13 protein-coding genes are annotated in these 12,879 nt (G+C 64.2%); 6 read left to right on the top strand and 7 right to left on the bottom strand.

Annotation, left to right across the window (positions count from 1 at the left end; translation table 11 throughout):
• Positions 1-75 precede the first annotated feature (75 nt).
• From QQL85_RS04420 to dksA, 5 genes are all read right to left on the bottom strand, one after another.
• Entirely contained in the window at positions 76-1,518 is a 1,443-nt protein-coding gene (locus QQL85_RS04420) for a sigma-54-dependent transcriptional regulator (protein ID WP_284353437.1), read from the bottom strand.
• A gap of 4 nt (positions 1,519-1,522) precedes the next feature.
• Positions 1,523-4,498 (bottom strand): sensor histidine kinase, encoded by a 2,976-nt coding sequence (locus tag QQL85_RS04415; protein WP_284353438.1) that lies wholly within the window; start codon positions 4,496-4,498, stop codon positions 1,523-1,525.
• Entirely contained in the window at positions 4,482-4,658 is a 177-nt protein-coding gene (locus tag QQL85_RS04410; protein ID WP_003250005.1) for a hypothetical protein, read from the bottom strand. Before QQL85_RS04410 ends, QQL85_RS04415 begins: the two co-directional genes overlap by 17 nt.
• Before the next feature lie 146 nt (positions 4,659-4,804).
• Positions 4,805-5,692, bottom strand: a complete 888-nt coding sequence (gene gluQRS, locus QQL85_RS04405; RefSeq protein WP_177410905.1) for a tRNA glutamyl-Q(34) synthetase GluQRS — start codon at positions 5,690-5,692, stop codon at positions 4,805-4,807.
• A gap of 63 nt (positions 5,693-5,755) precedes the next feature.
• Entirely contained in the window at positions 5,756-6,199 is a 444-nt protein-coding gene (gene dksA, locus QQL85_RS04400) for an RNA polymerase-binding protein DksA (RefSeq protein ID WP_012274224.1), read from the bottom strand.
• Between the two features lie 210 nt (positions 6,200-6,409).
• Between dksA and QQL85_RS04395 the strand changes: the two genes are divergently transcribed.
• Together QQL85_RS04395 and sfsA are read left to right on the top strand one after the other, a co-directional pair.
• On the top strand, positions 6,410-7,582 hold the full coding sequence (locus QQL85_RS04395) for a pyridoxal phosphate-dependent aminotransferase (RefSeq protein ID WP_284353439.1): 1,173 nt from the start codon (positions 6,410-6,412) through the stop codon (positions 7,580-7,582).
• Positions 7,582-8,295: a DNA/RNA nuclease SfsA gene (sfsA, locus tag QQL85_RS04390; protein WP_284353440.1), complete on the top strand. Its 714-nt coding sequence runs from the start codon at positions 7,582-7,584 to the stop codon at positions 8,293-8,295. The genes QQL85_RS04395 and sfsA overlap by 1 nt, the downstream gene beginning before the upstream one ends.
• On the opposite strand, the gene QQL85_RS04385 is transcribed toward sfsA, so the two are convergent.
• The gene (locus QQL85_RS04385) at positions 8,285-8,602 is read right to left on the bottom strand and encodes a Rieske (2Fe-2S) protein (protein WP_284353441.1); all 318 of its coding nucleotides are present in this window, start codon (positions 8,600-8,602) and stop codon (positions 8,285-8,287) included. The genes sfsA and QQL85_RS04385 overlap by 11 nt on opposite strands.
• A gap of 148 nt (positions 8,603-8,750) precedes the next feature.
• Here QQL85_RS04385 and QQL85_RS04380 point away from each other — a divergent pair, with 148 nt between their 5' ends.
• Genes QQL85_RS04380 through QQL85_RS04365 form a run of 4 tightly spaced genes read left to right on the top strand, consistent with a single transcriptional unit; the run spans position 8,751 to position 12,333 of the window.
• The gene (locus tag QQL85_RS04380; protein WP_284353442.1) at positions 8,751-9,635 is read left to right on the top strand and encodes a heme/hemin ABC transporter substrate-binding protein; all 885 of its coding nucleotides are present in this window, start codon (positions 8,751-8,753) and stop codon (positions 9,633-9,635) included.
• Positions 9,636-9,685: 50 nt separating this feature from the next.
• Positions 9,686-10,669 carry a FecCD family ABC transporter permease gene (locus tag QQL85_RS04375; protein ID WP_284353466.1) on the top strand — a complete coding sequence of 328 codons (984 nt, stop codon included), beginning with the start codon at positions 9,686-9,688 and terminating at the stop codon, positions 10,667-10,669.
• Positions 10,669-11,436, top strand: a complete 768-nt coding sequence (locus QQL85_RS04370) for a heme ABC transporter ATP-binding protein (RefSeq protein WP_284353443.1) — start codon at positions 10,669-10,671, stop codon at positions 11,434-11,436. The genes QQL85_RS04375 and QQL85_RS04370 overlap by 1 nt, the downstream gene beginning before the upstream one ends.
• A gap of 12 nt (positions 11,437-11,448) precedes the next feature.
• A complete protein-coding gene (locus QQL85_RS04365) occupies positions 11,449-12,333 on the top strand; it encodes a ChaN family lipoprotein (RefSeq protein WP_284353444.1) in 885 nt (294 codons plus the stop codon).
• Between the two features lie 208 nt (positions 12,334-12,541).
• Here the strand turns inward: QQL85_RS04365 and QQL85_RS04360 are convergent, their stop codons facing one another.
• Entirely contained in the window at positions 12,542-12,820 is a 279-nt protein-coding gene (locus QQL85_RS04360) for a TfoX/Sxy family protein (RefSeq protein ID WP_012274216.1), read from the bottom strand.
• Positions 12,821-12,879: the final 59 nt, after the last annotated feature.

Genomic DNA, 12,879 nt, shown 5'->3' with positions numbered 1-12,879 from the left:
GGGGACTGGTGTGTTACCGGGCGCCGGGGGCTGGTAGAGAAGGGGCAGGAGGAACCTCCCGCCCGGGCGTATCAGTTATTCGCTGGTAGCGTTGCTCTTGCGGCGTGGGATACCCAGGCGCTGACGGCGTTCCCACAGGCACTTGCGGCTGACACCGAGCTTGCGTGCCAGCTCGGTCTCGGTCATGTGGTCCTGGTGTTCGAGCACGAAGTGCTGGAAGTAGTCTTCCAGCGACAGGTCTTCGGTCGGCTCGTGGCTGGCATTGGCAGCACTGGCTGCAACCAGGGCGTTGTTGAGGATCTCATCCTCCTCCAGGTCGCCCAGCTCGATGTCGATGCCCAGCAGGTCGGCCGAAATTTCTGCGCTCTCGCTAAGGATCACCGCGCGCTCCACGGCGTTTTCCAGCTCACGCACGTTACCTGGCCAGCTGTAATGACGAATGGCTTGCTCGGCTTCGGCCGAGAAGTGCAGGTCGTCGCGGCCGATACGCGCGCGCTGGCGGGCGAGGAAGGCGCTGGCGATCTCGTTCACGTCGCTGCCGCGTTCACGCAGGGCAGGCAGCTTCAGGGCGATGACGTGCAGGCGATAGTAAAGGTCTTCGCGGAACTGGCCGGCCTTGGCCAGGTTCTTCAGGTCGCGGTGGGTTGCGGCGATCAGGCGCACATCAACCTTTTGCGACTGCACCGAACCCACCCGGCGAATTTCGCCTTCCTGCAGCACGCGCAGCAGGCGGGCCTGGGCTTCCAGTGGCAGTTCACCGATTTCGTCGAGGAACAGCGTGCCGCCGTCGGCGGCCTCTACCAGACCAGCACGCCCGGCGCTGGCGCCCGTGAACGCCCCTTTTTCGTGGCCGAACAGTTCGGACTCGATCAGGGTCTCGGGGATGGCGGCGCAGTTCACCGAGATCATCGGTGCCTTGGCCCGGCGTGACAGGTTGTGCAGGGCGCGGGCCACCAGCTCTTTACCGGTACCCGACTCACCCTGGATCAGCACATTGGAGTCGGTGGGCGCCACCTTGCGGATCTTGCTGTACATGTCCTGCATTGGCGGGCATGAGCCGATGATGCCGATTTCGCCATTGGCCGCAGCCGGGCTGCCTTTGTCGGCTGGGGTGGCCTTGCCATTGGTGGCGCGTGGCTCGGCAACCGGTGCGGCGGCCGGTGCGTTCTGCCGGTCGCGCAGGATACGCGCCACGGCCTGCAGCATTTCGTCGTGGTCGAAGGGCTTGGCGATGTAGTCCACCGCGCCCATTTTCATCGAGTCCACCGCCGAGCGCAGGCTGGCGTAGCTGGTCATGATCAGCACCGGGGTACCTTGGCCGAGCTTGATCAGCTCGGTGCCGGGTGCGCCTGGCAGGCGCAGGTCGCTGACGATGAGGTCGAAGGTGGCAATGCTGAAGCGTTCCTGGGCTTCCTGCACCGAGCCGGCTTCGCTGACCTGGTACTGGTTCCGCTCAAGCAGGCGACGCAAGGCCGAGCGGATGATGGTTTCGTCTTCGACGATCAGAATGTGCGGCATTGATTCAATTCTCTCGACGGTCTCGAATTTCAGGGGACGTCGCTACGACATGCCGGGGCAGGGTCACGCGGATCCGGGTGCCACGTTGCCGTTCGATATCGGCCGGGCTGTCGATGGTGATTTGCCCATAATGCTCTTCCACGATGGAATAGACCAGAGCGAGCCCCAGTCCGGTTCCTTCGCCCGGGTCCTTGGTGGTGAAGAAGGGTTCGAACAGGCGGTCCATGATGTTCTTCGGTATCCCGCTGCCCTCGTCCTCGACGATCAGGTCGACGGTGTGCTCGCTCACTTCGCTGCGCACGCGCACGGCACTGCCGGGCGGCGAGGCATCGCGGGCGTTGGAGAGCAGGTTGATCAGCACCTGGGCCAGGCGCTGCGGGTCCCCTTCGGCCCAGTGGTCCGGGTCGCAGAGGTTGAAGAACTGTACTTCGAAATTGCGCCGGTTCAACGCCAGCAGACCGATGGCATCCTGCGCCACTTCGGCCAGGCACACCGGCTCTTCGCTGTTCTGGTGGCTGCCGCCGGCATGGGCGAAGCTCATCAGCGACTGGACAATGCGCGACACGCGCTTGGTCTGGTCGAGGATCTGGCTGGACAGCTCGATAATCTCACCATCGCCTTCGCGTTCTTCGCGCAGGTTCTGTGCCAGGCAGGCGATGCCGGTGATCGGGTTACCGATTTCGTGGGCCACGCCGGCGGCCAGCCGACCGATGCTGGCCAGGCGCTCGGAATGCACCAGCTTGTCTTCCAGTGCCTGGGTTTCGGTAAGGTCTTCCACCAGCAGCACCAGGCCACTGTTACCAGGCGCCAATGGTTCGTCGATGGCTGCCTTGTGCAGGTTCAGCCAGCGCGGCTGGCCGTCCAGTGCCAGGCGCTGCTTGTGCAGGTGCTCGTCGGGCACGTTGATGAAGCCTTGCAGCAGGCCGCGCCAAGGCTCGTCGATAGTGACCAGGCGCGAGCCGACCACATGCTTGGCGGCGATGCCGGTGAGCTCTTCCATGGCCTTGTTCCACATCAGGATTTCCTGATCCTTGGCCAGCGAGCACACGCCCACGGGCAGCTCTTGCAGGGTCTGGCGGTGGTAGCGGCGTAGGGCATCGAGCTCGGCAGCCAGGCCAGTCAGGCGCGAGTGGTAGTCTTCCAGGCGGCTTTCGATGAAGTGGATGTCTTCGGTCACATAGTTTTCGTTACCTGACTTGTACGGCAAGAAGGTCTCGACCATGTCCTGGGCCACGCTCGGCCCCATCAGGCCGGACAGGTTGGCCTCGATGCGGTCGCGCAGGCGGCGCAGGGCATAGGGGCGGCGCTCGTCGAACGGCAGGTAGAGGTCGCGCAGGGCCTGTTCCACTTCCTTTTGTGCGGCCTTGGCGCCCAGCGGCTTGGCCAGTTGGGTGGCGAACTCCTGCGGTGAGGCGGCATGCAACTCGCGGCGCTGCGGGCGGCGTACGTTGTCCACGGCGCAGGCTTCGGCGGCGCTGACCTCTTCGGTGCTGGCGTTGGTGAACAGCGAGATCAGGGTGAACAGCAGCACGTTGGCCGCCAGCGAAGCGATGGCCGCCATGTGCCAGCTGGTATCGTCCAGCACATAGATCATGTCCAGCAGTGGGATGTAGAAGCCCTGCAGGTTGCCCAACAGCGGCAGGAGCATGGTCACCATCCAGACCAGGGTGCCGGCCAGCAGCCCGGCGATGAAGCCGCGGCGGTTGGCGGTGGGCCAGTACAGCACCGACAGTACGCCGGGCAGGAACTGCAGGGTGGCGACGAAGGCGACGATGCCCAGGTTGGCCAGGCTCTGGTGGTTGTTCTGGGTGAGGTAGAACATGAAGCCGGCGGTGATGATGGCAACGATCAGCGCGCGGCGGGTCCACTTCAGCCAGCGGTAGATATTGCCCTCGGCCGGGGGCTGATACAGCGGCAGCACCAGGTGGTTGAGGGCCATGCCCGACAGCGCCAGGGTGGTGACGATGATCAGGCCGCTGGCGGCCGACAAGCCGCCGACGTAGGCCAGCAGTGCCAGCGCCTCGTTGTTGGCGGCAATCCCCAGGCCCAGGGTGAAGTACTCGGGGTTGGTGCTGGCGCCCAGGCGCAGGCCGGCCCACAGCACCAGCGGCACGGCCAGGCTCATCAGCAGCAGGAACAGCGGCAGGCCCCAGCTGGCGCTGACCAGCGAGCGCGGGTTGAGGTTTTCGGTGAAGGCCATGTGGTACATGTGCGGCATGACGATGGCCGAGGCGAAGAACACCAGCAGCAGGGTGCGCCAGGGGCCTTCCTGGAGCGGGGTGTGCAGGGCGGCCAGGGCGGTCTGGTTCTGGAGCAGCCAGACTTCCAGTTCGTGCGGGCCGCCGAATACGCCATACAAGGCGTACAGGCCGATACCGCCCAGGGCCAGCAGTTTGATCACCGATTCGAAGGCGATGGCGAACACCAGCCCTTCGTGCTTCTCCCGCGTGGCGATGTGCCGCGAGCCGAAGAAGATGGTGAACAGGATGATCAGCGCACAGAAAGCAAAGGCTACCCGGGCCTTGACCGGCTCACCGGTGAGGATGCTGATCGAGTCGGCCACCGCCTGGATCTGCAGGGCCAGCAACGGCAGCACGCCGATCAGCATGATGATGGTCGTCAGCGCCCCCGCCCAGGTACTGCGGAAGCGGAACGCCAGCAGGTCGGCCAGTGATGACAGCTGGTAGGTGCGGGTGATCTTGAGGATCGGGTAGAGCAATACCGGTGCCAGCAGGAACGCGCCGGACACTCCCAGATAGCAGGCAAGGAAACCGTAGCCGTACTGGTAGGCCAGGCCCACTGAACCATAGAAGGCCCAGGCACTGGCGTACACGCCCAGCGACAGGGTGTAGGTAAGCGGGTGGCGAATGATCGAACGCGGGATCAACCCTCGCTCGCTGATCCAGGCCACGCCGAACAGCACCATGAGGTACCCGGCGCTGATCAGGATCATCTGGGTCAGGCTAAAGCTCATCGGCATCTCGTTGGCTCTGCAGGATGAAGGTGACGACGATCAGGATCAGCCAGAGCAGGTAGGGGCGGTACCAGGCTCCGGTCGGCTCGATCCACCAGTCCATGATGGCCGGGGAGAACAGGTAGATCCCCACGACCAGAAGCAGGACCAAACGATAGATGTACATGCTGGCCTCGATGGTTGGGCGCTGCGGGCTTGGACTTATTATTGGCGCAAATGGCTGGGGGGATGCTAGCGGGAATCCATAGTGTTCGCCAAGAGGTTGAATTTATTGGGCTTTTGTTTTGGAGGGGTGGGTTGCCTGTGCCGGCCTCAGCGCAAATCAGCCTCTGGCACCGTGGTCCGCTGCGCAATCGCCTCGGGCCGCCATTGCTTGCGCGCTACCGCCAATACCTCCGCCGGCGTTGCCAGCAGCAACTCGGGGTCTGCTTCCTGCCCCAGCGCCCGCAAAGCCCTTAGCAGCAGCGGCGTAGCATGCTCCGCCTGCAACGGCGGCGAGCGGTAGGACTTGCCCAGCTTGTGCCCATCCGGTTGCACGATCAGCGGTATATGCAGGTAACGCGGTTGCGAGAAGCCCAGCAGCTCTTGCAGGTACAGCTGACGCGGGGTGTTGTCGAGCAGGTCGGCGCCACGCACGATATCGGTAACACCCTGCCAGGCATCGTCCAGCACCACCGCCAGCTGGTACGCATACAGCCCGTCACGGCGCTGGATGACGAAGTCGCCCACCTCACGCCCCAGGTGTTGCTGGTACTCGCCCTGCACCCGGTCGGTAAAGCGGTAGATCAGCTCGGGCACGCGCAAGCGGATCGCCGCGCCTTCACGGGCATGCCCGGCGTTGCGGCACAGGCCTGGATAGATGCCGTTGTAACCTTCCAGTTGCTTGCGCGAGCAGGTGCAGGCGTAGGCCAGGCCCATGTTGAACAGGCGGTCGACCACCGCGGCATAAGCGTCGTGCCGCTGGCTCTGGAACACGACCTCGCCATCCCATTCCAGCCCGTAGCGTTCCAGGGTTTGCAGGATGGCATCACGGGCCCCGGGCATCTCCCGGGGTGGGTCGGTGTCTTCCATGCGCAGTAGCCAGCGGCCGTTGACGGCGCGGGCATCGAGCCAGGAGGCGAGGGCGGCAACCAGCGAGCCAAAGTGCAGGAAGCCGCTGGGGGTCGGGGCGAATCGCCCAATGTAGCTGGAGTCGGTCATGGTCAGGCTGGGCATATAAATGAAACGGGGCGCATCGAGCGCCCCGTTCAGGTGGAAGAAAGATCAGCCTTTGCCGACCGTTTTTTCCTTTTTCTCGGCGATTTCCTTGCAGTCGAAGCACAGGTCCGCAGTCGGACGTGCTTCCAGGCGGCGCAGGCCGATTTCGATACCGCACGACTCACACCAGCCGTATTCGTCGGCCTTGATCTTGTCGAGGGTCTTGTCGATTTTCTTGATCAGCTTGCGCTCGCGGTCGCGGTTGCGCAGTTCCAGGGCGAATTCTTCTTCCTGGCTGGCGCGGTCGGCCGGGTCGGGGAAGTTGGCTGCTTCGTCCTTCATATGGTCCACAGTGCGGTCCACACTGGTCATCAGCTCTTGCTTCCAGGCGCCGAGAAGCTTGGTGAAGTGCTTCTTCATGGGCTCGCCCATGTACTCTTCACCTTTGGTTTCTACGTAGGGCTCGACACCGTACATGGTCTGGGCTTTTTGCTTTTCTACGGTGGACATGAATAGACCGCCTCTCACTCATCTGATCCAATGCGCAGGCTGCTCCATCTCCGGCACCCGCCGGCCCTGCGACTGCGAGCCGCCGAACTTACCAGATAGATCGGGGGTGCGCTACCCCGCCTGTTACTGGCAATTGACAGCGGCCTGAGCCGCACGTTCGGTGGCGTGCAGAGGTAGAATCTCCAGTTTAGACCCAATTGAGAGAAGGTCATGGCCCACCCCTACAGTGCGCGCAGCCGCGCCATCGAACCCTTCCACGTCATGGCGCTGCTGGCCCGGGCCAACGAGCTGCAAGCGGCCGGGCACGACGTGATCCACCTGGAAATCGGCGAACCGGACTTCACCACGGCCGCGCCTATCGTCGCGGCCGGCCAGGCGGCACTGGCCGCCGGCCACACCCGCTACACCGCCGCACGCGGACTGCCTGCCCTGCGCGAAGCCATCGCTGGCTTTTATGGCCAGCGGTATGGCCTGAGTATCGACCCGGAGCGTATCCTCATTACCCCGGGAGGCTCTGGCGCACTGCTGCTGGCCAGCAGCCTGCTGGTCGACCCAGGCAAGCACTGGCTGCTGGCCGACCCGGGTTACCCGTGCAACCGCCATTTCCTGCGCCTGGTCGAGGGCGGGGCACAGTTGGTGCCGGTGGGCCCGGACGTGAACTACCAACTGACCGCCGACCTGGTCGAGCGCTACTGGGACAAGGACACCGTCGGTGCCCTGGTCGCTTCGCCGGCCAACCCGACCGGTACAGTGCTGGGGCGCGACGAATTGGCCAGCCTTGCCAAAGCCACTCATGAGCGGCACGGTCACCTGGTGGTGGACGAGATCTACCATGGCCTCACCTATGGCATGGACGCGCCGAGCGTGCTGGAAGTAGACGACTCGGCGTTCGTCCTGAATAGTTTTTCCAAGTATTTCGGCATGACCGGTTGGCGCCTCGGCTGGCTGGTGGCGCCGCCTGGCGCCGTGGCCGACCTGGAGAAGCTGGCGCAGAACTTGTACATCAGTGCACCGAGCATGGCCCAGCATGCCGCGCTGGCCTGTTTCCAGCCCGAGACCCTGGCCATTTTCGAGGAGCGCCGCGCCGAGTTCGCCCGCCGTCGCGACTATCTGCTACCGGCCCTGCGTGAACTGGGCTTCCGTATTGCCGTCGAGCCGCAGGGCGCGTTCTACCTGTACGCCGATATCAGCGCCTTTGGCGGTGATGCGTTCGCCTTCTGCCGGCATTTCCTGGAAACCGAGCACCTGGCCTTTACCCCGGGCCTGGACTTCGGTCGCCACCTGGCCGGGCACCATGTGCGCTTTGCCTACACCCAGAGCCTGCCGCGTCTGGAAGAGGCGGTGCAGCGCATTGCGCGTGGCTTGCGGAGCTGGCAAGGCTGATGCGTTTCTCTCCTTCACTGGAGCAGGGCCGCCTGCTGCGCCGTTACAAGCGCTTTCTGGCCGATATCGAACTGGCCAGCGGCGAACAGATGACCATTCACTGCCCGAACACCGGCTCCATGCTCAACTGCATGCGTGAAGGCGGGCAGGTGTGGTTCAGCCGCTCCAACGACCCCAAGCGCAAACTGCCGGGCACCTGGGAAATCAGCGAAACCCCGCAAGGGCGGTTGGCCTGCGTGAATACTGGACGGGCCAATGCGCTGGTCGAAGAGGCCCTGCGCGCTGGCATCATCGCCGAACTGGCCGGCTTCACCGCACTCAAGCGTGAAGTGGCCTACGGTGAGGAAGGCAGCCGCATCGATTTTCGCCTGGAGTTCGACGGGGCTCCGGCCTATGTCGAGGTCAAGAGTGTAACGCTGGGCTACCCTGACAGCTCGGTCGCGGCCTTCCCCGATGCGGTTACCCAGCGCGGCGCCAAGCACCTGCGCGAGCTGGCGAAGCTGGCCCGACAGGGTGTGCGGGCGGTGCAGCTGTATTGCGTGAACCTGACCGGTGTCGACGCCGTGCGCCCGGCCGAGGAAATCGATGCGGCTTATGCCCAGGCGCTGCGTGCTGCCGTAGCCGACGGGGTGGAGGTGTTGGCCTATGGAACCCGGCTGGACGCTGAAAGCATCGTCATCGACCGCCGCTTGCCGGTGCTGCTTACCCCTTGAGCCAGATGCCTTGGCTGTCTTCGTGGCAGCCCAGGGCTTGCAGTTGCTCACCCTCGCAGGGTCCGGCCACGCATTCACCGCTTTCTATCAGGAACAGCGCACCATGATGGGTGCAGTGGATGAGGCTGGCGCTGTCATCGAGAAACACGTCATCCGCCCAGTTCAGCGGGATGCTGCGGTGCGGGCAGCGATTGCGGTACAGGTACACCTGGCCCAGGCGGCGCACGCCGAACAGTGCGAGGCCGTCTACGCTGAAGGCGCGGCTTTGGCCTTCGGCCAAAGCGTGGGAGGTACAAAGGAAGTGCATGGCAAGGACGACTCGTGAAACAGAAGATGGCTTGACGCCTCAATGCGAATAATTATCAAATTGCCCGCATTCGCTGCGCCTGCCCATCTATGGTGCGCAGTTCTGCCGTCCGCCACAAGGCGCGCGGCCCGCCTTCAGAAGGAACCCGATGATGCGCCGTCCAGTCGCCTTGCTCGCCCTGTGCGCAAGCCTTGTGCTCTCCACCCAGGCCTTGGCGGCCGAGCTACCTCAGCGTTGGGTCAGCGCCGGTGGTGCGCTGAGCGAGTGGATAACCGCCTTGGGTGGTGAAGCGCGCCTGGTCGGCGTGGACACCACCAGCCAGCATCCGGCCTCCTTGAAAACGTTACCGAGCGTCGGCTACCAGCGGCAGCTGTCCGCCGAAGGCATTCTCAGCTTGCGCCCTGATGTACTGGTGGGCACCGAGGAAATGGGCCCGCCACCTGTACTGGCGCAAATCCGCAAGGCTGGTGTGCGGGTCGAGTTGTTCTCCAGCAAGGCCGAGCTGGCGGCGGTGGATGAAAACCTCAAGCACCTGGGGCAATTGCTTGGCGCGCAACAACAGGCTTCGGTATTGTCCGCTGGCTACCACCAGCAGCTTGAATCCCTGCAGGTCAAGGTCAGGCAGGCCCAGGCCGGGCACAAGGCGCCGGGCGTGTTGCTGCTGGTCGGGCATGCCGGGGCCAAGCCGCTGATCGCCGGTCGAGGCACGGCAGGTGACTGGTTGCTGAGCCAGGCAGGCGGGCGCAATCTGGCAGAGCACCAGGGCTACAAGAATTTCTCTAACGAAGCATTGGCGGCGCTGGACCCGGATGTGATCGTGTTCTCCGATCGGGCGTTGGCTGATGAGCAGGCGTTGCAGGCGCTGCTGAAAGAAAACCCCGCACTGGCGGCTTCGCGTGCCGCACATGAAAAACGCCTGGTATCGCTTGATCCGACGCTGTTGGTTGGCGGACTTGGTCCGCGTCTGCCGGCAACCTTGACGTCGTTGGCAGCCAGCTTCTACCCGGCCGCCAAGGCCAGCTTCGCGCAATGAAACAGCGGGTCCAGCCACGTACGTTGTTCATGAGTCTGAGCCTGCTGTGCCTGTTGGCGGTCTGGTTGTCACTGGCACTCGGGCCGGTCAGCCTGCCACTGTTCGATACCCTGCGCGCTGGCCTGCGCCTGTTGGGGGTGCCCATCAATTCCGACGGCCTGCAACAGGCAGAGATGATCCTCGGGCAGATCCGCCTGCCTCGCACTCTGCTGGGGCTGGCGGTGGGCGCGGTGCTGGCGCTGTCCGGGGTGGCCATGCAGGGGCTGTTCCGCAACCCGTTGGCCGACCCTGGGCTGGTAGGGGTTGCCGCCGGGGCGGCGATGGGGGCTGCGGTCGCCATTGTCGGTGGTGCGTGGTTTGGCGGTATGCCGGAATTTTTTGCGCCCTATCTGCTGTCCTTCTGTGCTTTTGTCGGGGGGCTTGGGGTAACCGCGCTGGTCTACCGCCTGGGGCGCCGCGATGGCCAGACCAACGTCGCCACGATGCTGCTGGCTGGCGTGGCCATGACCGCGCTGGGTGGCGCGGCCGTCGGGTTGTTCTCTTACCTGGCCGACGACGCCACCCTGCGCACGCTGACGTTCTGGAACCTTGGTAGCCTGAACGGTGCCAGCTACGAGCGGCTGTGGCCGTTGCTGCTGGTGGCTGTCGGGGTGGCGGTGTGGCTGCCACGCAGGGCCAAGGCGCTGAATGCCTTGCTGTTGGGGGAGTCGGAGGCGCGCCACCTGGGCGTTGATGTGGAGCGACTCAAGCGTGAGCTGGTGTTCTGCACGGCGTTAGGCGTAGGTGCGGCAGTGGCTGCCGCAGGCCTGATCGGTTTCATCGGCCTGGTAGTTCCGCACTTGGTACGCCTGCTGGCCGGGCCCGACCACCGTGTGGTGCTGCCGGCCTCGCTGCTGGCCGGGGGCGTGCTGATGTTGTTCGCCGACCTGGCGGCGCGGCTGCTGCTGGCGCCTGCCGAGCTGCCGATCGGTATTGTCACGGCCTTTATCGGTGCGCCGTTCTTTCTGTTCCTGCTGATACGAGGGCGCAGTTGATGTTGCAAGTCGAAGGCCTGCACCTGCGGCGGGGAAGCAATGAGGTGCTGCACGACATTCACTTGCAGCTGAGCCCGGGGCAGGTGGTGGGTGTGCTCGGCCCCAACGGCGCTGGCAAAAGCAGCCTGCTGGGGGTGTTGTGTGGCGAGCTGGCGCCCGACCGTGGCCGGGTGACGCTGCAGGGCCGCCCCCTGACCGACTGGCCTGGGCAGGAGCGGGCCAGGCGCCTGGCCGTATTGCCACAGGTGTCCAGCCTGGGCTTCTCGTTCCGGGTCGAGGAAGTGGTGGGCATGGGGCGTATGCCCCATGGCACCGGGCAGCGGCGCGACGCGGAAATTGTCGAAGCGGCGTTGCAGGCGGCGGATGCCTGGCACTTGGTGGAGCGCAGTTACCTGGCGCTATCCGGTGGCGAGCGGCAGCGGGTGCACCTGGCCCGTGTGCTGGCGCAGCTATGGCCGGGCGAGGAGGGCACTACGCTGCTGCTCGACGAACCGACCTCGATGCTCGACCCACTGCACCAGCACACCACCCTGGAATCCGTGCGCCGCTTCGCCGACCGCGGCGCCGCGGTGCTGGTCATCCTGCATGACCTGAACCTGGCAGCGCGCTACTGTGACCGTATCCTGTTGCTGGAGCAGGGGCGCAGTCATGCGTTTGCCTCGCCCGAGGCCGTGCTGACGCCGACGGCATTGAAAGCGGTGTACGGTATTGACGTGCTGGTGCAGGCGCACCCGGAGCGCGGGCATCCGCTGATCATCGCCCGTTAGGAGGGATTGCCGATGCGTCATCTGCTGCTGTGCGGTTTCTCGCTTTGCCTGATGTTGTCACTGGGTGGCTGCCAGGCCAGCCTGCCGCCGTTGCCCCCTTGGCAGAGCAGTGAGGGGCGCACGCATGCCGAGTTGGGGCACATCATCGACCTTGCCAGCAGCCAGGCGATCAGCCCTGAGCAACTGGTGCAGCGTCTGGCAGGCGTCCCCCGTGTGCTGGTGGGCGAAAAGCACGACAACCCGGATCATCATGCGCTGCAACTTTGGCTGCTGCGTGCATTGCAGGGGCAGCGTGTGCAAGGCAGCCTCTTGCTGGAAATGCTGCAGCCCGAGCAGCAAGCGCTGGTCGACAAGGTTCAGGGGCAGCCCATACCGGCAGGCTTGCCCAAGGCGCTGGCCTGGCAGGAGGGTTGGGATTGGCAGCTGTACGGGCCGATCGTGCGTGAGGCCTTGCAGCAACGAGTGCCACTGTTGGCGGCCAACCTGTCGCCTGGCGAGATGCGCCAGGCCTATCGGCAGCCTGCTTCGTTAAAGGGCGACAAGTCCAATGCTCCGGCGGTAAAGGCTGCCTTGCTGGAGCAGGTACGCGCCGGGCATTGCGGGATGCTGCCTGAAAGCCAGTTGCCGGCGATGCTGGCCGTGCAGCAACAGCGCGACCGGCGTATGGCCGAGCGCCTGCTGGCGGCACCGCAACCGGCGTTGCTGTTTGCCGGGGCCTATCACGCACGCAAGGATCTGGGCGTGCCGTTGCACCTGGCTGACCTGGGCGCAGCGGGGGAGAGCAAGGTACTGCTGCTTGCCGAGGTGGGCGAGCAGGTTGGGCCAGGCGAGGCTGATTATGTGTGGTACACGGCGGCGATGCCGGAGCAGGATTATTGCGCGCAGTTTCGCCAGTAAAGTGAGCGCTGATATGGCCGGGCAAGGCGGCACAAAACCTACAGGCAAAAAAAGACCCGGCAAGTTGCCGGGTCAATAACCGTGATTAGCCTGATGAGGAGATAATCTGAGAGTCCGAACCAGGGGCTCTTAGTTTATCCAACCAGTCTCGCGACCAGTTGTGATAATCATAACAATTCTCATTTAGACGTCAATCCCCTTTCCACGATTATTTTGGATTTTTCTGCGTAGGGCTTTTCGCGTCCAATTGTTGATTGAGCGCTTCTTTGCGTTCGAGCGGCAAATCGTTCCAGTGCATGTCCAGCAGGGCGCCTTCAATGGCATACAACAGCACCTTGGATGCGCGGAACCCTCGTGTCTTTACGGCCTGGTATGCACCCACCGCACCGAGGCGACGCAGATCCGATGCACTGTGGATGCCGGCTGCATGCAGCCACTGCGCAGAGGTCTTGCCAAGGTTCTTCAGGTGCTGCAATTCATCGTTCATCTAGCCTCCTTGCGATGGCTGAACGGGTCTTGGGGATAAATCGCGAGCAGGTCAGAGAG

It is taken from the genome of Pseudomonas putida, assembly GCF_030159595.1.
In the GTDB taxonomy this organism is placed as follows: Bacteria; Pseudomonadota; Gammaproteobacteria; order Pseudomonadales; family Pseudomonadaceae; genus Aquipseudomonas; species Aquipseudomonas putida_AC.
Note: the sequence above shows the minus strand (reverse complement) of the source record. Positions and strands in the feature narration are given on the sequence as shown.

Bases quoted from the DNA above. Each gene is read 5' to 3' on its own strand.
- QQL85_RS04420 (WP_284353437.1), bottom strand. From the start codon at position 1,518: ATGCCGCACATTCTGATCGTCGAAGACGAAACCATCATCCGCTCGGCC.
- QQL85_RS04415 (WP_284353438.1), bottom strand. From the start codon at position 4,498: ATGCCGATGAGCTTTAGCCTGACCCAGATGATCCTGATCAGCGCCGGG.
- QQL85_RS04410 (WP_003250005.1), bottom strand. From the start codon at position 4,658: ATGTACATCTATCGTTTGGTCCTGCTTCTGGTCGTGGGGATCTACCTG.
- gluQRS (WP_177410905.1), bottom strand. From the start codon at position 5,692: ATGACCGACTCCAGCTACATTGGGCGATTCGCCCCGACCCCCAGCGGC.
- dksA (WP_012274224.1), bottom strand. From the start codon at position 6,199: ATGTCCACCGTAGAAAAGCAAAAAGCCCAGACCATGTACGGTGTCGAG.
- QQL85_RS04395 (WP_284353439.1), top strand. From the start codon at position 6,410: ATGGCCCACCCCTACAGTGCGCGCAGCCGCGCCATCGAACCCTTCCAC.
- sfsA (WP_284353440.1), top strand. From the start codon at position 7,582: ATGCGTTTCTCTCCTTCACTGGAGCAGGGCCGCCTGCTGCGCCGTTAC.
- QQL85_RS04385 (WP_284353441.1), bottom strand. From the start codon at position 8,602: ATGCACTTCCTTTGTACCTCCCACGCTTTGGCCGAAGGCCAAAGCCGC.
- QQL85_RS04380 (WP_284353442.1), top strand. From the start codon at position 8,751: ATGATGCGCCGTCCAGTCGCCTTGCTCGCCCTGTGCGCAAGCCTTGTG.
- QQL85_RS04370 (WP_284353443.1), top strand. From the start codon at position 10,669: ATGTTGCAAGTCGAAGGCCTGCACCTGCGGCGGGGAAGCAATGAGGTG.
- QQL85_RS04365 (WP_284353444.1), top strand. From the start codon at position 11,449: ATGCGTCATCTGCTGCTGTGCGGTTTCTCGCTTTGCCTGATGTTGTCA.
- QQL85_RS04360 (WP_012274216.1), bottom strand. From the start codon at position 12,820: ATGAACGATGAATTGCAGCACCTGAAGAACCTTGGCAAGACCTCTGCG.